21 protein-coding genes and 1 tRNA gene are annotated in these 21,091 nt (G+C 55.7%); 9 read left to right on the forward strand and 13 right to left on the reverse strand.

Annotated features, from left to right (window positions below):
* Nucleotides 1-1,509: RelA/SpoT family protein (locus tag J4D97_RS14300; RefSeq protein WP_208308138.1), on the reverse strand; the 1,509-nt coding region annotated here is incomplete at its 3' end.
* A gap of 204 nt (nucleotides 1,510-1,713) precedes the next feature.
* Between J4D97_RS14300 and J4D97_RS14305 the strand changes: the two genes are divergently transcribed.
* The 4 genes from J4D97_RS14305 (at nucleotide 1,714) to clpX (ending at nucleotide 5,587) form a co-directional block, all read left to right on the forward strand.
* Nucleotides 1,714-1,795, forward strand: a tRNA-Leu gene (locus J4D97_RS14305).
* A 162-nt stretch (nucleotides 1,796-1,957) separates the two neighbouring features.
* Nucleotides 1,958-3,295, forward strand: coding sequence for a trigger factor (gene tig / locus J4D97_RS14310; protein WP_185280764.1), 1,338 nt, complete (start codon nucleotides 1,958-1,960; stop codon nucleotides 3,293-3,295).
* Nucleotides 3,296-3,400: 105 nt separating this feature from the next.
* On the forward strand, nucleotides 3,401-4,108 hold the full coding sequence (locus J4D97_RS14315; RefSeq protein WP_258048881.1) for a ClpP family protease: 708 nt from the start codon (nucleotides 3,401-3,403) through the stop codon (nucleotides 4,106-4,108).
* A 255-nt stretch (nucleotides 4,109-4,363) separates the two neighbouring features.
* A complete protein-coding gene (gene clpX / locus J4D97_RS14320) occupies nucleotides 4,364-5,587 on the forward strand; it encodes an ATP-dependent Clp protease ATP-binding subunit ClpX (protein WP_185280765.1) in 1,224 nt (407 codons plus the stop codon).
* Between the two features lie 124 nt (nucleotides 5,588-5,711).
* Here clpX and lpxB read toward each other — a convergent pair whose 3' ends face one another.
* The 4 genes from lpxB to J4D97_RS14340 all read right to left on the reverse strand — a co-directional run bounded on the left by lpxB (nucleotide 5,712) and on the right by J4D97_RS14340 (nucleotide 9,359).
* Nucleotides 5,712-6,824, reverse strand: coding sequence for a lipid-A-disaccharide synthase (lpxB, locus tag J4D97_RS14325; protein WP_208308139.1), 1,113 nt, complete (start codon nucleotides 6,822-6,824; stop codon nucleotides 5,712-5,714).
* A 107-nt stretch (nucleotides 6,825-6,931) separates the two neighbouring features.
* Nucleotides 6,932-7,354 carry a 6-pyruvoyl trahydropterin synthase family protein gene (locus J4D97_RS14330; protein ID WP_185280767.1) on the reverse strand — a complete coding sequence of 141 codons (423 nt, stop codon included), beginning with the start codon at nucleotides 7,352-7,354 and terminating at the stop codon, nucleotides 6,932-6,934.
* Between the two features lie 113 nt (nucleotides 7,355-7,467).
* Nucleotides 7,468-8,466 carry a FecCD family ABC transporter permease gene (locus J4D97_RS14335; protein WP_208308140.1) on the reverse strand — a complete coding sequence of 333 codons (999 nt, stop codon included), beginning with the start codon at nucleotides 8,464-8,466 and terminating at the stop codon, nucleotides 7,468-7,470.
* Nucleotides 8,463-9,359, reverse strand: coding sequence for an ABC transporter substrate-binding protein (locus tag J4D97_RS14340; RefSeq protein ID WP_208308141.1), 897 nt, complete (start codon nucleotides 9,357-9,359; stop codon nucleotides 8,463-8,465). Before J4D97_RS14340 ends, J4D97_RS14335 begins: the two co-directional genes overlap by 4 nt.
* 105 nt (nucleotides 9,360-9,464) lie before the next feature.
* On the opposite strand from J4D97_RS14340, the gene rfaD reads away from it, so the two are divergent.
* Nucleotides 9,465-10,430, forward strand: a complete 966-nt coding sequence (gene rfaD, locus J4D97_RS14345; RefSeq protein ID WP_208308142.1) for an ADP-glyceromanno-heptose 6-epimerase — start codon at nucleotides 9,465-9,467, stop codon at nucleotides 10,428-10,430.
* Between the two features lie 68 nt (nucleotides 10,431-10,498).
* On the opposite strand, the gene J4D97_RS14350 is transcribed toward rfaD, so the two are convergent.
* The 3 genes from J4D97_RS14350 to J4D97_RS14360 all read right to left on the reverse strand — a co-directional run bounded on the left by J4D97_RS14350 (nucleotide 10,499) and on the right by J4D97_RS14360 (nucleotide 12,365).
* On the reverse strand, nucleotides 10,499-10,765 hold the full coding sequence (locus J4D97_RS14350) for a hypothetical protein (protein ID WP_208308143.1): 267 nt from the start codon (nucleotides 10,763-10,765) through the stop codon (nucleotides 10,499-10,501).
* 140 nt (nucleotides 10,766-10,905) lie between these two features.
* Nucleotides 10,906-11,913: a zinc-binding dehydrogenase gene (locus J4D97_RS14355; protein ID WP_208308144.1), complete on the reverse strand. Its 1,008-nt coding sequence runs from the start codon at nucleotides 11,911-11,913 to the stop codon at nucleotides 10,906-10,908.
* Between the two features lie 47 nt (nucleotides 11,914-11,960).
* A complete protein-coding gene (locus tag J4D97_RS14360) occupies nucleotides 11,961-12,365 on the reverse strand; it encodes a thiol-disulfide oxidoreductase DCC family protein (protein ID WP_208308145.1) in 405 nt (134 codons plus the stop codon).
* Between the two features lie 295 nt (nucleotides 12,366-12,660).
* On the opposite strand from J4D97_RS14360, the gene J4D97_RS14365 reads away from it, so the two are divergent.
* Together J4D97_RS14365 and J4D97_RS14370 are read left to right on the forward strand one after the other, a co-directional pair.
* On the forward strand, nucleotides 12,661-13,059 hold the full coding sequence (locus J4D97_RS14365; protein ID WP_208308146.1) for a hypothetical protein: 399 nt from the start codon (nucleotides 12,661-12,663) through the stop codon (nucleotides 13,057-13,059).
* A 162-nt stretch (nucleotides 13,060-13,221) separates the two neighbouring features.
* Nucleotides 13,222-14,739, forward strand: a complete 1,518-nt coding sequence (locus J4D97_RS14370) for an HTTM domain-containing protein (RefSeq protein WP_208308147.1) — start codon at nucleotides 13,222-13,224, stop codon at nucleotides 14,737-14,739.
* A gap of 159 nt (nucleotides 14,740-14,898) precedes the next feature.
* Here J4D97_RS14370 and J4D97_RS14375 read toward each other — a convergent pair whose 3' ends face one another.
* Nucleotides 14,899-15,612 carry an adenine nucleotide alpha hydrolase gene (locus tag J4D97_RS14375; RefSeq protein ID WP_243900324.1) on the reverse strand — a complete coding sequence of 238 codons (714 nt, stop codon included), beginning with the start codon at nucleotides 15,610-15,612 and terminating at the stop codon, nucleotides 14,899-14,901.
* A gap of 101 nt (nucleotides 15,613-15,713) precedes the next feature.
* Between J4D97_RS14375 and J4D97_RS14380 the strand changes: the two genes are divergently transcribed.
* Nucleotides 15,714-16,016: a hypothetical protein gene (locus tag J4D97_RS14380; protein ID WP_208308148.1), complete on the forward strand. Its 303-nt coding sequence runs from the start codon at nucleotides 15,714-15,716 to the stop codon at nucleotides 16,014-16,016.
* A 79-nt stretch (nucleotides 16,017-16,095) separates the two neighbouring features.
* Here the strand turns inward: J4D97_RS14380 and J4D97_RS14385 are convergent, their stop codons facing one another.
* The 4 genes from J4D97_RS14385 to J4D97_RS14400 all read right to left on the reverse strand — a co-directional run bounded on the left by J4D97_RS14385 (nucleotide 16,096) and on the right by J4D97_RS14400 (nucleotide 19,989).
* The gene (locus J4D97_RS14385; protein ID WP_185280777.1) at nucleotides 16,096-16,644 is read right to left on the reverse strand and encodes a DUF4126 family protein; all 549 of its coding nucleotides are present in this window, start codon (nucleotides 16,642-16,644) and stop codon (nucleotides 16,096-16,098) included.
* Nucleotides 16,645-16,735: 91 nt separating this feature from the next.
* Nucleotides 16,736-17,374 carry a flavin reductase family protein gene (locus tag J4D97_RS14390; protein ID WP_208308149.1) on the reverse strand — a complete coding sequence of 213 codons (639 nt, stop codon included), beginning with the start codon at nucleotides 17,372-17,374 and terminating at the stop codon, nucleotides 16,736-16,738.
* A 120-nt stretch (nucleotides 17,375-17,494) separates the two neighbouring features.
* A complete protein-coding gene (locus J4D97_RS14395) occupies nucleotides 17,495-19,339 on the reverse strand; it encodes a DUF885 domain-containing protein (RefSeq protein WP_208308150.1) in 1,845 nt (614 codons plus the stop codon).
* 83 nt (nucleotides 19,340-19,422) lie between these two features.
* Nucleotides 19,423-19,989 (reverse strand): glutathione peroxidase, encoded by a 567-nt coding sequence (locus J4D97_RS14400; RefSeq protein ID WP_243900325.1) that lies wholly within the window; start codon nucleotides 19,987-19,989, stop codon nucleotides 19,423-19,425.
* Nucleotides 19,990-20,388: 399 nt separating this feature from the next.
* Between J4D97_RS14400 and J4D97_RS14405 the strand changes: the two genes are divergently transcribed.
* A complete protein-coding gene (locus tag J4D97_RS14405) occupies nucleotides 20,389-20,997 on the forward strand; it encodes an urease accessory protein (protein ID WP_208308152.1) in 609 nt (202 codons plus the stop codon).
* Nucleotides 20,998-21,091: the final 94 nt, after the last annotated feature.

Genomic DNA, 21,091 nt, shown 5'->3' on the forward strand with positions numbered 1-21,091 from the left:
CCCGTCTTCCGACTTGGCTTTTTTATCATCGCGCAAGTATTCTTTGATGCGGGAGCGCGCCTTGGAAGTCGTCACATATTGCAGCCACTCCTCGGTAGGACGCTGCTTGTGTGAGGTAAGTATCTCTACCTGGTCGCCGTTGCGGAGCTGGTAGCTGAGCGGTTGCAGCTTTTGGTTGACTTTGGCACCGAGACACTGTAAGCCAATATGCGTGTGAATCTCGAAGGCAAAGTCCAGCGCCGTTGATTTGTCGGGTAGGATAATGAGCTTGCCCTTCGGCGTGAAGGCGTAAACCTCCTTCACAAACAGATTCTGCCGGAACTCGTCCATGAACTCCAAGGCGCTGGAGTTGTTGGTTTCGAGCATTTCGCGCACTTTGTTTATCCAAGCCTCCAAGCTCGATTCAGCCTGTGAGGTAGCGGCGTCTTTGTATTTCCAGTGGGCGGCATAGCCTTTCTCAGCAATTTCGTCCATGCGCTTGGTGCGTACTTGCACCTCTACCCATTGCCCGGAGCGCGACATCACGGTGGTGTGCAACGACTCGTAGCCGTTGGTTTTGGGTGTGCTCACCCAGTCGCGCAGGCGGTCGGGATTGGGTTGGTAGAAGTCCGTGACGATGGAATACACCTGCCAGCACGCCGCTTTTTCCTGCTCATAGGGTACATCGAGAATCACGCGGATAGCAAACAAATCATACACCTCCTCAAAGGAGACATTCTGTTTGCGCATCTTCCGCAGAATGGAATAGATGGATTTGGGTCTACCCTTGATTTCGTAATGAAAGCCCTGAGCATCCAGTTCCTCATCAATAGGCGCTACAAATTCTTTGATGAAGCGGTTGCGGACACTTTGGCTCTGGCGCACTTTCGTGCGCAACTCATTATAAATATCGGTATCCGTGTATTTCAGGTACAGATCCTCCAACTCGCTCTTGATGGCATAAAGGCCTAGGCGGTGCGCCAGCGGCGCGTAGAGGTAAATGGTTTCAGAAGCAATCTTGAGCTGTTTGTGGCGCGGCATCGAGTCGAGCGTGCGCATGTTGTGCAAACGGTCGGCGAGCTTGATGAGAATGACACGCACATCTTCCGAGAGCGTGAGCAGCATCTTGCGGAAATTCTCGGCCTGCTCAGACGTACCATAGTCGAACACGCCCGAAATCTTGGTTAGCCCGTCTACAATGCGCGCCACTTTGAAGCCAAACTCGCGCTCTACGTCGCTGATTTCCCACGGCGTGTCCTCTACCACATCGTGCAGCAGCGCCGACACGATACTGGTAGTACCCAGGCCAATTTCCTCTACCACAATCTGCGCCACGGCCAGTGGATGCAGAATGTATGGCTCGCCAGACTTACGGCGCATGTTTTTGTGCGCTTCCAGCGAAGTATTGAATGCTTTTTTAATCAGCTTGGCATCGCCTTCCTTAAGAATAGGCTTTGCCGTGCGTAATAGCCGACGGTAGTGACGCAGAATCTCATTACGTTCTGCTTCGGGGTCGATAGGGGTAGCCATAGATGCAAGTGGAGCACCGCTCCGGGTAGGCAGAGTAAGAAACGAAGGTACAACATAGACCAACAGCGGAGAGCCTGTAAAAGGTTGTCTTTTCGGCTTGCGATGCTTTTGTCTGCACTCGTATTACACAAACACTTTATTTTGCTTTTGGATTTTCAAAACAGTTGCGTAGCTTTGCGCCCCCAAGGCAGAAGGCCGAGGTACGCGGATGTGGCGAAATTGGTAGACGTGCCAGACTTAGGATCTGGTGCCGCAAGGCGTGTGGGTTCGAGTCCCTCCATCCGCACTTATTTTATAGTATTCGTTTCTAGTTTGCACTAGAAACAACAACAGAAGCCCTCAACCCACCCGTTGGGGGCTTTTCTTTTTCAACCACGTATTCATCCGCCGTGGGGAAAGGGCCGGGCATACTACGGCTTCCTACCCCACTTCTAACCGACGACCTGTTTTGGACATTACCCTCGACAAGAAAGACGACCAGCTGAGTGCCATCCTGACAGTAAACCTGACGGAAGCCGATTATGCTGCCAACGTAGACCAAAAGATTAAGGACTACGCTAAAAAAGCGCAAATCAAAGGTTTCCGGCCGGGTAAGGTGCCTGCTGGCTTGGTGCGCAAAATGTACGGCAAAGGCTTGCTGGCCGATGAAATCAACGAGCGGTTGGGCAAATCGGTAGACGCGTATATTAAGGAGAATAACCTGCGCATTCTGGGCGAGCCGATTCCGGTGCCGACGGATGTTGACTTCGACAACCAAAAAGACTTCAGCTTCCAGTTTGAGCTGGGCCTGCTGCCCGAGATTGAGCTGCCTGCTGATCAGAGCATTACGGTAGACCGCAACCAAGTGTCGCTCGACGAGGCTACCCTCACTGAGACCTACGACCAGATTGGTCGCCAGTTTGGCGAGAGCACCAACCCCGAGGTTTCGGAAGCTAACGATTACCTCTATGGCCGCCTGAAAAAGGCTGACGCTGAGGAAGAAGGCAATGTGGTATTGCTACCCATCAACAAGGTGAAGAATGGTGTGGAGCGCTTCATCGGTGTGAAGCCAGAAGACAGCATCACTTTCGATCTGAAGGATGCTTTTGACGGTGACGTATCGGCTGTTGCCAACTTCTCGGGTCTGAGCAAGGACGAAGCTGCTGAGGTAAGCGGTGACTATACGCTAACGGTAGAGAAAATCAACCGCACCGACGCTGCTGAGTTCAACCAGGAGCTGTTTGATAAAGTGTTCGGCAAAGACGTTGTGACTTCGAAAGAAGAGTTCGACGAGAAGGTGCGTACTACCATTCAGGAGAACTACGACCGTGAATCCGACAACCTGGTGAACCGTCAGATTATCGACAAAGTAATTGATAGCCTGCAAGTTGAGCTACCCAAAGAATTCTTCAAGAAGTGGCTGGTGCGTGCCAACCAGGGCAAATTGACGGCTGAGCAAGTAGAAGAGCACTACAACGACTACGAGCGCGAGCTGAAGTGGTCGATGGTGCGCAACAAGGTAGTGGAGACGGAAGGCTTGAAGGTGTCGAACGACGAAATCGTAGACCGTACCATTCAGAAAATCATGGGCCAGTTCAACCTGCCCGAGGTGAACGAGGAGTTGCAAGCTTCGATGCGCAGCTTTGCTGATAACTACCTGCGCCAAGACAACGGTAAAAACTACGTGGACGAGTATGAAGCCATTCTGGCAGAGAAAGTACTCGAAAACCTGCGCGGCAAAGTTGTTGTTAACGAAACACCGATTACGGCCGAGGACTTCCGCAATCAAAACCAACAAGCGAGCTAATTTGCCGCTCTAGGTTTTCAGGTCAACAAAAAAGCCCTTACTTGCCGTGAGGGCTTTTTTGTTGACCCTTAGTTTTCGTTGAACTCATACTACCTTATTTTTCCCATGCTGAATAAACAAGAATTCCGCAAGTTTGCTGTGAAAGGCCAAGGCATGAGCAGCCTGGGCGTTGACCAATACATCCAGCACGTAGAGGGCCAAACCCGCAACGGGCTGATGTTGCCTACCGGCATGACGCGCTCAGTAATTGAAGAGCGTCCTACCCGCTTCGCTGAAATTGACGTTTTCTCGCGCCTGATTATGGACCGCATCGTGTTCTTGGGCACGGGCGTAGACGATTATATTGCCAACATCATCACGGCGCAGTTGCTGTTCTTGGAGTCGGCCGATGCGAAGAAGGATATCCTGCTATACATCAACTCGCCCGGCGGCTCGGTGTATGCCGGCCTGGGTATCTACGATACGATGCAGTATGTGAATCCTGATGTGGCTACCATCTGCACCGGCTTGGCGGCTTCGATGGGTGCCGTATTGCTGGCTGGTGGTGCCAAAGACAAGCGTTCGGCCCTACCCCACGCCCGCGTAATGATTCACCAGCCTTCGGGTGGCGCGCAAGGTCAGTCGTCGGACATTGAAATCACGGCCCGTGAGATTCTGAAGCTGCGCAAGGAGCTGTACGACATCCTGGCCATGCACACTGGCAAAACCTACCAGGAAATCCACGATAACTCGGACCGCGACTACTGGATGCGCGCCGATGAGGCCAAAGAATACGGCCTGATTGACGAAGTGTTGGAAAAGAAGAAAGACTAACTTTTCCGGTTCGCACTACATAGAAAGTCATGGTCCGACACGTATGCCATGACTTTCTACCAACCTGACGTTCTATTGGCGTCATGAAATAAAAGCCCGCTATTGGCCTCAGGGTCAATCGGCGGGCTTTTTGCTTCGGGCAGATTTCCTTTTTGCGGCAACTTTTTTTTGCTCGCTAGGCGTTGGCCTTTTCGTACCTTTGATAACCGGTTGCATTTCTACCGGTTCTACCCCCCTATTTCTGAGAGTCCTACAATGGCAGATATAACGTGCTCCTTCTGCGGCAAAGCCAAAAAAGAAGTTTCGGTCATGATTTCCGGCATCAATGCGCACATCTGTGAGCGGTGCGTGGGTCAGGCCCAGCAGATATTGAACGAGGAAAATAAGATTCGCTCGAACAGCAAAGCGCCCAAGTTCAATCTGGTGAAGCCGCGCGAGATGAAGGACTATCTCGATCAGTACGTGGTAGGGCAGGATGAGGCCAAAAAGGTGATGTCGGTAGCAGTGTACAACCACTATAAGCGCCTGATGCAGAAACCGCAGAAGGATGATGTGGTGATTGAGAAGTCGAACATCATCATGGTAGGCGAAACCGGTACCGGCAAAACCTTCTTGACGCGCATGCTGGCCAACATTCTGCAAGTGCCCTTCTGCATTGCCGATGCTACGGTGCTAACCGAAGCCGGCTACGTAGGCGAGGATGTAGAAAGCATTCTGACGCGTCTGTTGCAAGCCGCTGACTATAACGTGGAGGCAGCCGAGCGCGGTATTGTCTACATCGACGAAATCGACAAGATTGCCCGCAAGAGCGACAACCCCAGCATCACGCGCGATGTGAGCGGCGAGGGTGTACAGCAGGCCATGCTGAAGCTGCTGGAAGGCACCACCGTGAACGTGCCCCCGCATGGCGGCCGCAAGCACCCCGAGCAGAAGATGATTACGGTGAACACCGAGAATATTCTGTTCATCTGCGGCGGTGCCTTCGTGGGTATTGAGCGCATCATCAAAAACCGCTTGAATACCAAGCCGATTGGCTTTGCCAAAACGCAGCTAGAAGAGAATATCGACACGCAGAACTTCCTGCGCTACGTAACGGCTCAGGACTTAAAAGCATTCGGTTTGATTCCCGAGCTGATTGGTCGCCTACCCGTGCTCACGCACCTCAACCCACTGGACCACGCTACCCTGCGCAAAATCCTGACGGAGCCCAAGAACTCTATCGTGAAGCAGTACCAGCGTCTATTTGAGATGGAAGGTATTCAGCTAAGCTTTTCGGAAGATGCCTTGGAATATATTGTAGTGAAAGCCGACGAGTACCGCCTTGGTGCCCGCGGCCTGCGCAGCATCTGCGAAAGCATCATGACGGATGCTATGTTTGACATGCCATCGGATGCGGATGCAAGCGAGCTGGTAATTGACGCAGATTATGCACGCAGCAAGTTTGAGCAGTCGCCGTTGAAGCAATTGCGGGCGGCTTAACACGCCACCTGACAAAGAAAAAGCGAAGGTCGGAAAACAAGCTGTTTTCCGACCTTCGCTTTTTCTTTGTCAGGTGTTTTTTGAACCTGAAGCGCTACTGTTTTAGTAACGAATATGGTTTAGCTTATTTCTGGCTCAAATACCCTACCATCAACTTTGCTGCTTTTGCTGCTGCGTTGTTCCTGCCTAGTTTCTCACGTAATTCGGCGTAGCCGGCTTTCTGCTGAGCAATAAATTCCTCATCTGCCGTAATTTTCTTTAATTCAGTGACGAGGTTTCGAGAGTTGAATTCGCCTTGGATTAATTCTTTTACTACCTCGCGGTCTGCAATAAGGTTGACTAACGAGATGTAACGCACTTTAATAAGGGCTTTGCTGATAGCATACGTTACCGCACTGGTACGGTAGCAAACCACCTGTGGCACGCCGAAAAGAGCTGTTTCTAGCGTGGCCGTGCCGCTGGTAACAAGGGCAGCAGTGGCATGCGCCAGCAGATCGTACGTTTGGTCGAAGAGGATGCGGACGTTGTTGCGCTCGAAGTGGGCGTAGTAATTGGGGTCGAGGTTATCAACCCCAGCCACAATGAATTGGTAGTTGAGGAAAGGCGGTAGAATAGCCACCATCTCGTAAAGCATTTCCTCAATCTCCTGCTTGCGCGAACCGGGTAGTACGGCAATGATTTGCTTCTGCGGATCGAGGTTATTGCGCTGGTAAAAGTCGGGGGCGGCAGGATGCTCGGCTACGGCATCGGCCGTTGGGTTGCCAATGTAGTCGACCTTGTATCCGAAGCGTTGGTAGAACTCCTCCTCGAAGGGTAGGATAACAAACATCCGGTCGACCAAGGCTTTCACCTTGTGCACGCGGCCTTGGTTCCAGGCCCATATCTTGGGCGAGATATAATAGAACACCTTAATGCCTTGCTCCTTCGCAAACTTCGCCACGCGCATATTGAACCCCGCATAGTCGACTAGGATTACTACGTCGGGTTTGTATTCGAGCATATCGCGCTGGCACTCCTTGAGGTAGCCTCGAAACTTAAGCAGACTGGTAGCGGCCTCCCAAAAGCCCATAATGGCCATCTCCTGGTAATGATGCACCATCGTGCCACCCGCGGCCTGCATCAGGTCGCCGCCCCAAAAGCGGAAGTCTGCGGCACTGTCTTGCTGTTGCAATTGCCGCATTAGGTTGGAGGCGTGAAAATCGCCGGAACGCTCACCCGCAATTAGGTAGTACTTCATGTTTTAATTAACGATTAGGCATTATTAATTAGGAACTGTTAATTAAAATCCGACCGTAATTGAAAAGACAATAGCTCGATTTTTAATTAGTAATTCTTAATTAAAAATTACTCGGACTCGCCGTAGTATTCGACGAAGTTGCGGGGCGTTTCGTAGAGTTTGAGGCAATGTAGCTGAGCCGTAGTGATACGAGGTAGCTCACGGGCCAGAATTTCCCAAAAGGCTATTACCAAGTTCTCAGTGCTAGCCATTTTGTCGGCCATGAAGGGAACATCCAGGTTGAGGTTTTTATGATCGACCTGGTCGATAATGTGCTGCTTGATGAGCGTGCTCAGGGCTTTCAGGTCTACTACGAAACCTGTATCGGGGTCGGGGTTGCCGCGTACCGTCACAATCAATTCGTAGTTGTGGCCGTGCCAGTTTACGTTGGCGCAGGGGCCGAATACCTCGTGGTTGCGCTCGTCGCTCCACTTAGGGTTGTACAGTTTATGAGCGGCGTTGAAGTGCTCCTGGCGGCTGATGTATATCATGGGTTTGGGTTCTTGGAAGCTTAGGGTCTTGGACGCGGTGTAACTGGGCGCACGGTTTTTCTGACGTATCCGAAGCGCAATACACGCAATAGAATATTCGTAACAAGACTCTACTACCCTTTTTTTCGCAGCAAATATACGAAGAACGGTACGCCGAACAGGGCCGTGACTAACCCAACAGGTAGGCCAGCGGGTGGGTAGAGCAAGCGGGCTAGCAAGTCGCAGGCCAGCAGAAAATCAGCCCCTATGATGGCACAGAATAGGAGGTTTAAAGGCCCCGTGACGCCCAGCACCCAGCGCGTGATATGCGGAACCATCAGCCCAACAAAGCCAATAGGCCCGCAAAGCGCTACCACACAGCCGGTAAGCCCTGAGGCTGTGAGTAGCAGCAACCAACGCGTGCGAGCCACCGGGACACCCAACGCCTCGGCGCGCTCCTCCCCTAGCAGCAGAATATTCAGCTCGTGGCGGCGGAACGAGAACAGCAGCAAGGCCCCGGCCAATGCCACCGCCGGGTAGGGAAGCAGTTCCCAACCCGCCCGCTCGAAGCTGCCCATCGCCCAGAAAACAACGGTACGTAGCTTTTCCTGGCTGCTGGCCATAAACGTGAGTACGCCCCCAATAGCCGTCGTAAGCGAACCCACTGCTACGCCCGCCAGCAGCAGTTGTGCGGGTAGCAGCTGTCCGCGGCGGGTACCCAGCAGCACCACTACCAGGGTGGCCGCCAGAGCGCCTACTAGAGCCGCCAGCGGTGGCAGATAAACTCCAGCTACCGTGAGGGTAGGCACCAGCACATAACACAAAATAGCTCCCAGCGAAGCCCCCGAGGCCGTGCCCAACAGGTAGGGATCAGCCAAGGGGTTGTTGACCATGGCCTGCATGAGGTAGCCACTAAAGGCCAGACCACCACCGGCTAGCAGAGCCAGCAACATACGAGGCAGGCGCAGCTGTACCAGCACCAACTGGGCGGGGTCGGTGGGGTCGTAGTGGAGTAGGGTGCGGCCGATGAGGGCGTAGCTGGTATCGTAGCTGCCAATGCGTAGGCCGACGGTGAGCAACGCCAGCAACAGCAGCAGGCTACCCAGCAGCCAGGGCGCGGGGTGGCGGCTCATACGGCGGGCGGCGCCCAGATCAGCCGACGAAGCTCCCGCACCGATTCTACGACGCGCGGGCCGGGCCGACTCATCAGGTCGTCGGTGGCGTCGTATACGCGGCCTTGCTGGTAGGCCCGGATGCGGCGCAGCTCGGGATAATTTTTGAAAAAGGTGCTGTCCATTTTCCCGAATCGGCCGCCCAGCAACATAGCGGGATTCAGCTTCAGAATGTACTCGCGGGTGAGGGCTGGGTAGGGCTGCGCAAACTTTTCCTGTACCGCATTCTGCCCGCCCGCTAGTCGAATTTTATCCGTGAATAGCGTATTCTGGCCATACACGTAGATGGGGTCTTGCCAGGTGATGGCCAGCACGGCCGGGCGCGGGGTAGGCGCGGGCAACTGTTGCACGGCTTGCAGGGCGGCCGACAGCGAATCAGTGAGGTGGCGGGCGGCGGCGTCGCGGTGCAGGATGTGGCCCAGGTCGCGCAGGCCGCGCAGAATGTCGTCTACTTTCTCGTAGCGCTGGTAGTACACGGGAATGCCCAGCTTTTCCAAGCGGGCCGCGTCGTCGAGCGAGGTGATGCCTTCCACGGTAAACACTACGTCGGGCTTCAGGCTGACCAGCCGTTCCAGATCCAGGGGGTAGCTGTTGACGATGGGTTTGCTCAGTGCCGCGGCGGGGTAGTCGCACACCTGCGTGCGGGCCACGATGGTAGCTGTATCGGCTACGGCAAACAGCATCTCGGTCATGGACGCGGCCAGGGACATGATGCGGCGCGGCTGGGCCGGCACTGTAACGGGGCGGCCTAGGTCGTCGTGAAGTTGCTGGGGTGCAGCAGCGGTAGTGGCTGGTGGCCGGTCGGGCTGGCAGGCCAGCAGAAACAGAAGCGAAAGCAGGAAGCAGCGGGACATACGGTAAAAGTAAGGAGCCTGCGGCGGAGGTCAACTTCGGGACGCCGATTCCGTTACGGTAGCACTCTGCGCTACTTTCTTACTTTTGTCGCAAATCCTACTCTTATGATCGTAGTTACTGGCGCAGCCGGCTTCATTGCCAGCTGCCTCGTCACCCGCCTCAACGCCGCCAACTTCAACGACATTGTGGTGGTCGACAATTTTGCCGTGGAGCACAAGCTGCCTAACCTGAGCGGCAAGCGCTTAAAGCAGTATGTGGACCGCAACGAGTTTTTCGACTGGCTAGACGAGAACTACGAGCAAGTGGAATTTATCTTCCACCTTGGCGCCCGCACCGATACCACCGAGCAAAGCCGCGACGTGCTGAATTTGCTGAACCTCGACTACTCCAAGCAGATGTGGCAAGCGTGCTGCCGCTACCAACTGCCGTTGGTATACGCTTCCTCGGCGGCTACTTACGGCCTGGGCACGGTGGGCTACGATGATGATGAAGCGCTACTGCACCTGTTGCAACCGCTGAACGCCTACGGCGACTCCAAAAACGACTTTGACAAGTGGGCCGTAGCGCAACCCGAAAAGCCGTTTTTCTGGGCTGGGCTGAAATTCTTCAACGTGTATGGCCCCAACGAATACCACAAGGGCCGCATGGCCTCGGTGATTCAGCACGCCTACCAGCAGATTCAGCAAACGGGCTCCATGACGCTGTTCCGCTCCCACAACCCCGACTATGCCGATGGCGAGCAAAAGCGCGATTTCGTTTATGTGAAAGACGTGGTGGAGGTTTGCTACTTCCTGATGCAGACCCGCCAGCACTCCGGCATCTACAACCTGGGCACCGGCGAAGCGCGCACCTTCCTCGATCTGGCCTTAAACACCTTCGCAGCCCTCGGTCGTACTGCCGACATCCAGTTTCAGGATACGCCTGAGGTAATTCGCGACAAGTACCAGTACTTCACCCAGGCCAATATGGAGAAGCTGCGCAGCATCGGCTACGACCCTCCTTTCACGCGGCTGGAGGATGGCATTGCCGACTATGTGCAGAACTACCTAGTGCCCAACCAGTATATGTAACCCTGCTGCCTACCTACTTTCAATAGCAAAGGCCCTGGCGATACGCTTATCGCCGGGGCCTTTTGTAGTTATGCGGCCAACTCCTGGTTGTCGTCTGTTGGAAATAAGGGGCGCACGGTAGCTTCGGTAGCGGGTGCTATTTCGGCTTCGGGCGTCACTTGCCGGCGCAGCGCACGCAGCAACAAATATTTGTACTCTGCCGCGTCGGCCAGGGCGGCTTCTATGGCGCGCACGGCTTCTTCGTAGGCTACTACCGGTACGTTTTCGGCTTCTTCGCCAGTAGGGTAGGTCAGATAGAAAACTGGTGCTTCGAGGTACTCAGCAGCTGATTTCATACGGTATAGTAAGTGGAATGTGTGTACGTTTTCTGGGTTGCTTATAAAACAAATGCCTTAGCCAAATCATTCGATTTTGCTAAGGCATTTAGTAGTATTTTTTACATAAAACAAACGCACCGTTTGCTGCTGGCTACCAGTTACTCTGATATGATTTGCAGAGCAATTTTGCCGAATTGGGCGCCGTCGTCCATGTGGCGCAGGGCGGCTTCGCCTTCCGCCAGCGGAAAGGTTTTGTCGATGATGGGCTCTAGCTCTTTGTCATTTACTAACTGCAACAGCCCGGCAAAGTCTTGCTCCGTGCCCATGGTAGAGCCCAGTATCGACAGCTGTTTCCAGAAAATCTTGCGGGCTGGCACTTCTGGAATATCGCCCTGGGTAGCGCCGTAGAATACGATGCGCCCGCCGGGCGCGGCGGCATCAATCAGGTTATTGAAACCCGGCCCGGCCGCACTATCGATGATAACGTCGAAACCGCCGTTGGCTTGCTTGGTGAGGGTAGCGGGCCAGTTTTCGTCCTGGTAGTTGATGCCGCCCTTGGCACCCAAGGACTTGGCTTGCTCTATTTTCTCGGCTGAGCTAGATGTTACCCACACCTCGGCGCCACTGGCCACGGCCATTTGCAGGGCCAGCAGGGCCACTCCCCCGCCTACCCCCGACACCAGCACCCGCTCGCCAGCCTGTAAGTTGGAGCGGGTGAAAAGTGCCCGGTAGGCCGTAAGGCCGCCTAACGGCAGCGCCGCGGCTTGCGCAAAACTTAGATGCTCGGGCAAGGAATGCACGTAGCGGGCCGGCACGCACACGTACTCGGCAAAGGTGCCATCGTGTGGTAGACCCAAAATCTGGAAGTCTTTGGCCTGCGCGGCGGGATTATCGCCCCACTGCATGCCAGGGTTGATGAGCATGGATTGGTTGCGTAGCTTCTCATCGGTGCCTTCGCCTAGTTCCGCAACAGTACCGGCACCATCGGAGCCTAAGATGCAGGGAAACTTCAGGCCGGCGTACTGGCCTTTCTGAATCCAGACATCGCGGTGGTTGAGGGCGGCGGCGTGCAGCCGAATGAGCACCTCGCCGGGGCCGGGGGTAGGGGTAGGAACTTCACGAAGTTGTAGGGGCTGATTGACCCCATCCAAGACAAGAGCTTGCATAAACTGGATTGTGGTGAGCTATGAGAACAAAAAAATAGCAGAAATGCCTACAGAAAGCGGGCTTGCAGCGCCGGGGTAGGGAGCCAACAAGCTTCTTCCTGCTGGCCAAACCACTGGTAGCGGTGGCGGGCCACCCACCGGTAGGCCGCATCGCGCAGCCAGCGTGGCACTATCCGAAAAGCATACACCCACCGCCAACCGGGCAGCTGCCGCAGGATGCGCAGCACGGCCTGTGAGTGCGTGTAGGCGCGCTCATCTTCTACCAATACCACCGACTCAGGTGTGGCCACCACCACGATGCCGTGCGCGGCCAGCAACGTCTGCCCTACCTCCGATTGCAAGGAGGCGAACTGAAAGCGAGCCTGCGCGTCGCGGGCAATAACGAACTGCACGAAGCCATTGCACAGGTTGCAGACTCCATCAAACAGAATAACGGCGGGTGGTTGAGGCATGGCTGGCGCAGGGTCTTCCTAAGTGTACTTCCTGACACGGTTAAACGCAACTTTGGTTACTTCCGCTCATCAGCAAACGCTGTTTATTACACAATATGGGTAGTATGTCTGCTTGTGAAACGGCGCAACCTCATCAGTAAGCACTCCTTGAAATTTATCTTTGTCATATTACAAAATGTATAAAATATCTGCTTTTTCTACCATTTATGTAACCTCTATTCCACTACTAAGCGTACAAGGGAGCTATTTGCCTTGAATGGCACCGCACGCACTCTTTCACCAATTCACCAAAAAGATGATCAAGAAGAATCGCTTCGCTTTGTTGGCAGCTACTGTGCTGGCTAGCGGCCTGGGCTTAGGTGCCTGCAACACGACCTCGGAAATGGGTACGACGGATGGCACTACCACCACCGGCACTGAGTCTACCACCACAGGTACGGATGCCACTACCTCGGGCACGATGAGCACGACGACCGGCACCACGGATGCTACCACCACCGGTACGATGAGCACCACCACGGGCACAACGACTACCGGTACCACTACGGGTATGACTACCACAGGCACAACCACGACGGGTACCACCACAGGTACTACGATGGGCACCACAGCTGGTACGACCACCACGGGCACCACAACGGGTACAACTACTGCCACAACCGGCACGATGACGACGACTGGCACTCCCCAGTAGTCCCCGACGCGATGCAACCTTTGTGGGCCTAACGGCCTACAAGCGGCCGAGAGCTTTATCCCTTGGATAGCGCTTTCGGCCGCTTTTGCGTATGGTAGGGCCGGCCCTGCGTGGTAGCAGCTACGCATGTGGTCGGTGGTGTTGATTAGCCTTACTCCCCTTATGAATCGTGTAGTAGCTGTTATTCGGCAGCCGTTTGTGTTGGATCTGCGGGCATTGGCGCTATTGCGGGTAGCGTTGGCGGCTGTGGTAGTAGTAGACTTAGCCATTCGCGCAACTGATTTGGAGGCGCATTATTCCAACATGGGCGTGCTGCCGCTGCACGTCCTCTACGAGCACAACTGGAACCCCTACGAGTTTTCGTTTCATACCAGTAGTGGGCTGTGGCAGGTGCAGGCGGTGTTGTTTCTGCTGGCGGCCGCGGCCGCCGTGGCCATGCTGCTGGGCTACCGCACCCGGCTAGTGACCATCATCTCGTGGGTGCTGCTGGTATCGGTGCAGAATCGCAACCCGCTAATTGGGCAGGGCGGCGACGATTTGCTGCGGATGCTGCTGTTTTGGGGCATTTTCCTGCCCTTGGGGCGCGTATACTCCTTGGATAGCCGCCGGCAGCCGCCACCTACCAGCCTTACCACGTGCAGCGCCGCCACCGTTGCCTACATCGTGCAGTTGGCTTTGCTCTACTGGTGCACGGCCCTACTCAAAAGCGGGGCCGAATGGACGCAGACCGGCACCGCGCTCTACTACGCCCTCAGCCTCGACCAAATGCTGCTCCCGGTTGGCCGGCTGCTCTACCCCTACCCCGAGCTGATGCGTGGGCTAACGTTTGCCACCTACTACACCGAGCTATTGCTGCCCTTCGCGCTGTTTATTCCGTGGCGCGTGGCGTGGTGGCGCGGGTTGTTCATTGGGGTGCTCGTGTTTTTTCATCTCGGAATCAGCCTCACGCTTTTTGTGGGCTTGTTTTTCCTGATTAACTGGGCCTCCCTACCCGGCCTGCTCCCGCCCGCGGCAATGGATTGGCTGGAGCAAAAGCTGGTGCCGCATGCCCAGCGCCTCGGCACGCGTTTCGGGCAATGGCGCACCGGCTGGCGGTGGAAGGCTCCTACCTGGCGCAGCCCGGTGCGGGTGCATCTAGCCGCCCACATCGAACACGCGCCACAAAGCGTAACGCTGCTTCGGGCCGTGCGCAACACCGTGGTAGGCGTGCTGCTGGTGTATATCTGCTGGTGGAATTTCGATACTGTTACGTCCAAGCGCTGGGCCATGCCGGAGCGAATGCAGTGGCTGGGCTACCTGTTTCGCATCGATCAGCACTGGGGCATGTTTGCGCCGGCTGTGTTCAAGGATGATGGCTGGTATATTCTGGAAGGCACTACCACTACGGGCCGGAAGATAGACCTGAACCGGGATGGGGCACCACTCACCTACGCCAAGCCGCCTTCCGTTGTGAGTCTATTCCCCAATGACCGGTGGCGCAAGTATTCTGAGAACTATCTGTTTGTCAGCAACGCGTTTATGCGACCGTATTACTGCAATTATCTGCTGCGTATCTGGGGCGAAAATCCTAAGCATCCACGGCTTAAGCAACTGGAAGTTATCTATATGAAGGAGGTAAGCTTACCCGATTATAAAACCACCAAGCCCAGCCGCGAGGTGCTGTGCGGCTGCGCGCCGTAGTGGTGGAATGGTGAGTTAAAAAGCCGTCTGTCATCCTGAGCTTGCGAAGGACCTTATGCCCGTTGAACGAGTCGTTGTTACGCTTGTCGTTCTAGCGTGATAAGGTCCTTCGCAAGCTCAGGATGACAGACGCTTTTGCTCACTCACCATTTTACTATCTCACAACTTCACCATTTCTCCCAACAAAATATCACAATACCAAAACGCACTCAGCGGCGCTTCGCCAACCGGCGCGGGGTAGGTGCGGCGCACGATGTCGCCGCGTTGAAAGGGAATGGGGTGCTTAAAGTAAGGCGCGTCGAAGAGGAAGGTATGATACTCGCCGTTTTCGCCGCAGGGGTCTACGCCGGCGGGTAGGGCGCGGAGGAAGTCGGCGTCGAGCAGGCGGCCGCAGAAGCTGCGGTCGAGGTAGGCTTCGTTTACGCACACCACCACGGCCCGGAAGCCCAGCGTCAGGTACTCGTGGAGCAGCTCGGCGGTAGGGCGTTGCCACAGCGGGAACAGTGCCTGCATAGCCAGCTGGGTAAGCTGCTGCTCGCGGTAGACGCGCAAATCTTCCAGAAAAATATCCCCGAACGCCACGTGCGTCGTGCCTTGCGCCTGCAATTCCTGCAAGGCCGTTTGCGTCTGGTGCTCATACTCGGCCATGCTGGGCGCCTCGGGTAGGCGCACCTGGTGTAGGGGTAAGGCCAGGCGTTGGGCTTGCGCCTCTAGCAATTCTACACGCACGCCGTGCATGGATACGCGGCCGTAGTGCGCGTTTACGTTGGTGAGCAGGTGAGTTACCTGATAGCGGCCATCGCGCAGCAGGTGGTAGAGCGCGAGGGCCGAATCTTTACCCCCACTCCAGCTCATGGTTATCGAAATTGCCATTGGCCGAAGATACGCGCCCGCCAATTCTACTGGCTAAGCCGGCCGTTTCGTAGGTAGTTTACGTATAGCGTTTCTGACTCCACTTATATTACCAACTCCCGATGAAACGCTCTTTCTTTCTAAGCGCGGCCTTGGTAGCCGCTACCTTGTCTTTCTCTTCCTGCGACTACAGCAAAGGCCCCGGCAACGAAACCCAGCGCGAAGGCACCTTCGCAGAAGCCCCCGAAGCCCGCGCCACCGACACCGATATTGACAGCGTGAATGCCGAGCAAACCGTAACCACGCCGCAAGGCCTGGACTCGCCCGCCGACCAAGCTACCAAAGACACGCCGCCTACCAGCAACAACGGCGCTATGAACGCACCAGGCGGTCAGAACCCACCCGCCATGAACGGCAGTAACTAGCTGCCTTCATCTATAACAGCAGAACGCCCCTCGGAACTGGTTCCGAGGGGCATTCTGCTGTTATAGAATTACAGTGTTTTTAAGCCATCTGCCTGGCCTTTGCGGCTTGCTTGGCTTCTTTGTTGGCTTTCTTATCAGCCTTGGTGAGTTTGGTGCCTTTGCGACCTTTCAGGATGGCTAAGCCGCTGGTTACAGCAATACCATCTTCAATAATACCAGCCAAAATGGGCTGATTAGTGCTTTCGATGAGCTGCTTGCGGAAAGCCAGGGTTGCATAGTTAGTGGCTACCGCTGCTACGCTACCAATCAGGGCACCGACAAGGGCACTGCCCTGTTGTGATTTGTACAACGTAGCGCCCAGCAAGGCACCCGCTACAGCCCGGCTGGGCATTACAGTGGCAGAAGTGCGGTCGGCGGCATCGGGCTGCTTGTCGCCAATCAGCTCAGCCCCAGCCAGTACCGACAGCACATTGGCCGTAATGGGAGACTGCATGAAGCGTAGGGGCGAATTGCCGAGGTAGGGCGAGTTGTGCTTCACCAACGATTTGCTCAACAAGGCCGGAGCCAACATGCTGCGCATACTAGCCACGGTAGCCAGCCCCAGCGTTTGCCAGAATTTATTTTTCATGATTCAGTAGAAAGATGGAGGGAGTTATTTCCTACCTTCTTTAACGGCGCAACTTCTTACCCGGACGAATATCCTGCCCAAAGAATTGTGGCTACTTCTCTTTCGGCTGCGGGCCCTGCCCGGCGCGGGCGTAGGCAAAGGCTGCCAGCGGCGTCACGCTGTGGTAGCCGTCGAGGCCGGAAATGCAGATGTCGGCGGCAGCGACCAAGTGCAAGGAGCCGTCGGGCTGTAGCACCTCGTCGGGCAGGTAGATGTGCTCTACTGCCCCCACCAGTAACCGCGTGCCGTTGGCTTTTATTTCGATTTCTTCCTGCAAGCGCAGGCCAATGCTAATCTGACTTTCCTGCACGTAGGGCGCCGGAAAATCGTCGCGGTACAGGGGTGTAAATCCGCACGCGTCAAACTCCGATTCTTCGGCCGGGAAGTTGGCCGACGTGTAATGCGCCTGCGCCACGTAGGCGGCCGGCACGTGGTTGATGGTGTAGCAGCCCGTATCCTGAATATTAGAATAGGTATGGCGCGGCACCGAGGTAGGGCGCGTGACCATACCCAGTAGCGGTGGGTTGGAGCCCAAATGCACCACCGAGCTGAAAATAGCCAAGTTGGTCTGCCCATCGGGCGAGGCCGTACCAATGAGGTTGGCGGGCTTGTAGCCCGTAATGGCATTGATGAGGTTGAGCCGGTAGATCTTCTCGTACGATTCGATATCGGCGGCGGTGATGTGGGGCATGGGTAGAAAGGTTAAAAAAGAACGTCATGTTTCGACCACGGCTACGCCTTCGCTCAACATGACGTTCTGATTGGTCAGAATAATGTTCTGGTTGGCGTGCTGTACTCCTTCACCCCTACCCTACCGCTCGTCTTCGGCCCAGGCGTCCATTTTGCGCTCCAGTACGGAGAGCGGCATCACGCCGTCTTTCAGCAACTCATCGTGGAAGGCGCTGAGGCTGAAATGGCTGGTTTGCTCGCGGCGGTTGCGGGCGCGCAGCTTCTGCGTCGCGCCTAGTAGACTCTGGTACTTGGCGCGCAACTCCTGAATTTTCAACGCCCCTACCTTATAGGAAAGCGCCTGGCCCGGAATGGCCATGTAGCGCTCAATTTCGGCGGTGGCGCCCTGCTCGCTGATGGCCTCGTTTTCCATCATGTATTGAATAGCTTCTTCGCGGGTCATACCCTTGGTGTGCATGCCCACATCAACCACCAGCCGGATAGCGCGGTGAATCTCGTCGCCCAGGGCGCCCATGCGCTGGTAGGGGTCGGTGTAGAGGCCCAGCTCTTTGCCTAGGCTTTCGGTGTAGAGCGCCCAACCCTCGCCCATGGCGCCGTACCAGGCAAAACGCCGGAACTTGGGTAGGCTGTCGTTTTCCTGTTGCAACGAAATCTGATAGTGGTGGCCCGGAATGGCCTCGTGCAGAAACAGCGACTCCATGCCCGAGGTGATGTTGAACTCGCGAGCGTTCAGAATCGGAATGTAGAAAATGCCCGGCCGCGCGCCGTCGGGGCTACCCTGGTTGTATTCAGCCGAGGCCGACTCAGCCCGAAAAGCCTCCGTCTGCCGAATCTCGAACGGCGTTTTGGGCGTGCGCCCGAACATCTTTTTCAGGTTGGGCTCAATGCGCGCCTGAATGCCCCGGAAAGCGTCGAGTACCTGTTCGGAGTTCTGGTAGGGCGTGAATTGCTTGTCGGTTTTTAGATGTTCAAAAAACGCCGCCAAATCGCCTTTGAAGCCCACTTTGCGCTTGATATCCTCCATCTCGCCCCGAATGCGGCTCACCTCGGCGCGACCAGTCTGGTAGATTTCCTCCGGCGTTTTGTCGGTAGTGGTCCAGTACTTCACGTAGTAGCGGTACGTGTCGGCACCGTCCGGAATTTCGGAAATGCCGGTGGTGGTGCGGGATACGGGCAGGTACTCGTTTTTCAGAAAATCGGCCAGCTTGCGGTAGGTAGGCACCAGCTGCGTGAGAATAGCCGCCTTGTACGAATCCACCAGCCGCTGCTGATCTACCTCCGACACGCCCGCCGGAAACTGCTTCACCGGCGCAAAAAACAGGCTTTTGGTGGGGTCGCTCACCACAAAGGCCTGCATTTGCGGAATCATCTTCTCAACCAATGGCCGGGGCAGCACCACGCCCGTGCGCATCCCTACCCGGAAGTTAGCAATGGCCGAGTCGGCCCACACCGCAAAGCCCTTGGTACGGCCCAGCCAATTATCGTAGTCCTGGGCGGTTTTGAAAGGTTGGTTACCAGTGCCCGCACCCAGCTGGCCCATCGTGAGGGGTAGGCCCCAAAACTGCTGAAAGGGCATCTGCCAGGTGTTCAGTTTCAACCCACCGAGGCGGGTTTGCATCTCATATTCAAAGATGTCGTAGCTGATTTTGTCGTTCTCGGCCAGCGAATCGCGCTGGAACAAATGCAGCTGGTCGAGGGAGGTTTGGTAGAACGTGCGCAGCGAGTCGCGGAAGGCGTGCGTCTGGTCGTTGGGTAGGCGGTTGTTGAAGCGGTTGTCGCCCTGGCCTGTGGCCTCCAGCGGGAAAAAGCGCGACTGTTGCTCCCAGTAATTACTGTAGAGCGCCCGTAGGCTGGCCGGTTTGGGTACAGAGGTAGAGGCATCGGCCGTTTCAGCCGGTTTCTTGTTTTGCTCCGAGCAGCTGAATAAGAGGCAGGCCGCTGCACCAGCCAGGAAAAAATTCTTCATATACTAAGGTAGGGAAGCTGAACAAGCAAGGGCCAAAAGATACGCGGTTTTGCGTGGGCCACCGCGGTCGGCCCACCACGCCGCTAGCCCCGAATGCTACCGGTAACGTCGTCGCTCAGCGGTGATACGGCCGGCCCAAAATAACCTAGCAAGCGGCCGTCTTCACTGACGAGGTATTTTGAGAAATTCCAGTCGGGCGCCTGCTCGTTCCAGCCGTTTTGCTGGGCCTGGCTCAACCACTGATACACCGGGTTTTGCGCACTATTTTTTACTACTACGCTTTTCTTCATCAAGGGGAACGATACGCCAAAGTTCATCTGGCAAAACTGCTCAATGGCTTTGTCGTCGGCTTTTTCCTGCTCGGCGAAGTCGTTGGCCGGAAAGCCCAGCACCACCAGCTCGTCGGCAAACTGCTCCGAGAGCTGTTGCAGCTCCTCGTACTGGTTGGTGAAACCGCAGTTGGAAGCCGTGTTCACCAGCAATACCTTCTTACCCTTCAGTTCCTCGAAGGGTAGGGCCTGACCGTTGTTGCGCTGCCCCGCCAGCTTGTAAAATGACACCGGCGCGCCGGCTTGTTGCTTACTGGTCAGCACCTTCCCCTTGCTGCTCGACTTCGACAGCCGCATAATCAGCGGGTACAGGAATTTCATGAGTTTCTGACGGAACGAGGCCATAGAGCTGTTGAGTAACGGGAGGATGCATCCGGGACTATTCGGATTTATAGGTAAAGATACTCCGTTGGGGCGGTGCTGGTTTTCCCGCTGTATGGTCGCGCTGTCTATATTTGGCTCCAGGTGCTTGCCCAGAGGCTAGAAAGCTAGTTCCCCTTATTTTTTAAGAGGGGTGCCCGTAGGGCGGAGTGGTAAACGTCGTTGAACGGCATCTAGAGCTAGTTTTTCTAGTTCTTAGATTTCTAGTTCTAGCCGTCGTTCTCACGGTTTCGCCACCCCGCCCTGCGGGCACCCACACTCGCTTGATGCGCGACATTTAAAAAAGAGGAGAACTAGCTTTCTCGCTCTAGCTCTAGATTTTCAAGTCATCCATTGCCTATGCAGGCTTTCCTACCCATTCTGTTTGCCTTCCTCATTGGTATCGGCCACGCCTTCGAGCCCGACCACCTACTAGCCGTCAGCCAACTCGTAGCCCGCCGCGACTCTACCCTACTCGCCGTGAAAGACGGGCTATATTGGGGCTTGGGCCACACCACCACGCTGGTGGTGTTTGGGGGGCTTATCCTGCTGGGCAAGGTCACGTTTCTATCCAGCGGCTATTTTGAAGCGGCCGTAGGCGTGCTGCTGATTACAATGGGGGTAGGCCGCCTCGTAAATAAGCAGAACTATACCCTCCCTACCCTGGTAACGCGCAACCGTCACCAACTGGCCTACGCTATCGGCCTACTGCACGGCCTGGCGGGTAGCGGCGCGCTGGTACTGCTAGTGATGAGCGAGCTGCGCGACCCGCTCCACAGCTTAGCCTACATCCTGCTGTTCGGGCTGGGTTCGGTGGTTGGCATGTTCGGCGCGGCGGCTCTCATGAACATTCCCTTCACGCCCCGCATGCGCATCAGCCGCGTGCTCACGAGTTCGGTGGTCGTCGTCACGTCGCTGCTGAGTATTGGGTATGGGGGGTGGATGATATATTCGAACGTGCTGACGTAGTTTGGCTTGCTGCCATCCGTCAGTATCTTGTCATCCTGCGCTTGCCTGTCATCCTGAGCAGCGCGAAGGACCTTCTCACGTGCGGACGACTAAC

It is taken from the genome of Hymenobacter defluvii, from assembly GCF_017589435.1.
Taxonomy (GTDB): Bacteria; Bacteroidota; Bacteroidia; order Cytophagales; family Hymenobacteraceae; genus Hymenobacter; species Hymenobacter profundi.

Bases quoted from the DNA above. Each gene is read 5' to 3' on its own strand.
- J4D97_RS14355 (WP_208308144.1), bottom strand. From the start codon at position 11,913: ATGCAAGCTCTTGTCTTGGATGGGGTCAATCAGCCCCTACAACTTCGT.
- J4D97_RS14365 (WP_208308146.1), top strand. From the start codon at position 12,661: ATGATCAAGAAGAATCGCTTCGCTTTGTTGGCAGCTACTGTGCTGGCT.
- J4D97_RS14385 (WP_185280777.1), bottom strand. From the start codon at position 16,644: ATGAAAAATAAATTCTGGCAAACGCTGGGGCTGGCTACCGTGGCTAGT.
- J4D97_RS14370 (WP_208308147.1), top strand. From the start codon at position 13,222: ATGAATCGTGTAGTAGCTGTTATTCGGCAGCCGTTTGTGTTGGATCTG.
- J4D97_RS14380 (WP_208308148.1), top strand. From the start codon at position 15,714: ATGAAACGCTCTTTCTTTCTAAGCGCGGCCTTGGTAGCCGCTACCTTG.
- J4D97_RS14330 (WP_185280767.1), bottom strand. From the start codon at position 7,354: ATGATATACATCAGCCGCCAGGAGCACTTCAACGCCGCTCATAAACTG.
- clpX (WP_185280765.1), top strand. From the start codon at position 4,364: ATGGCAGATATAACGTGCTCCTTCTGCGGCAAAGCCAAAAAAGAAGTT.
- J4D97_RS14390 (WP_208308149.1), bottom strand. From the start codon at position 17,374: ATGCCCCACATCACCGCCGCCGATATCGAATCGTACGAGAAGATCTAC.
- J4D97_RS14360 (WP_208308145.1), bottom strand. From the start codon at position 12,365: ATGCCTCAACCACCCGCCGTTATTCTGTTTGATGGAGTCTGCAACCTG.
- J4D97_RS14405 (WP_208308152.1), top strand. From the start codon at position 20,389: ATGCAGGCTTTCCTACCCATTCTGTTTGCCTTCCTCATTGGTATCGGC.
- J4D97_RS14350 (WP_208308143.1), bottom strand. From the start codon at position 10,765: ATGAAATCAGCTGCTGAGTACCTCGAAGCACCAGTTTTCTATCTGACC.
- J4D97_RS14340 (WP_208308141.1), bottom strand. From the start codon at position 9,359: ATGTCCCGCTGCTTCCTGCTTTCGCTTCTGTTTCTGCTGGCCTGCCAG.
- rfaD (WP_208308142.1), top strand. From the start codon at position 9,465: ATGATCGTAGTTACTGGCGCAGCCGGCTTCATTGCCAGCTGCCTCGTC.
- J4D97_RS14375 (WP_243900324.1), bottom strand. From the start codon at position 15,612: ATGGCAATTTCGATAACCATGAGCTGGAGTGGGGGTAAAGATTCGGCC.
- J4D97_RS14335 (WP_208308140.1), bottom strand. From the start codon at position 8,466: ATGAGCCGCCACCCCGCGCCCTGGCTGCTGGGTAGCCTGCTGCTGTTG.
- J4D97_RS14395 (WP_208308150.1), bottom strand. From the start codon at position 19,339: ATGAAGAATTTTTTCCTGGCTGGTGCAGCGGCCTGCCTCTTATTCAGC.
- J4D97_RS14400 (WP_243900325.1), bottom strand. From the start codon at position 19,989: ATGAAATTCCTGTACCCGCTGATTATGCGGCTGTCGAAGTCGAGCAGC.
- lpxB (WP_208308139.1), bottom strand. From the start codon at position 6,824: ATGAAGTACTACCTAATTGCGGGTGAGCGTTCCGGCGATTTTCACGCC.
- J4D97_RS14315 (WP_258048881.1), top strand. From the start codon at position 3,401: ATGCTGAATAAACAAGAATTCCGCAAGTTTGCTGTGAAAGGCCAAGGC.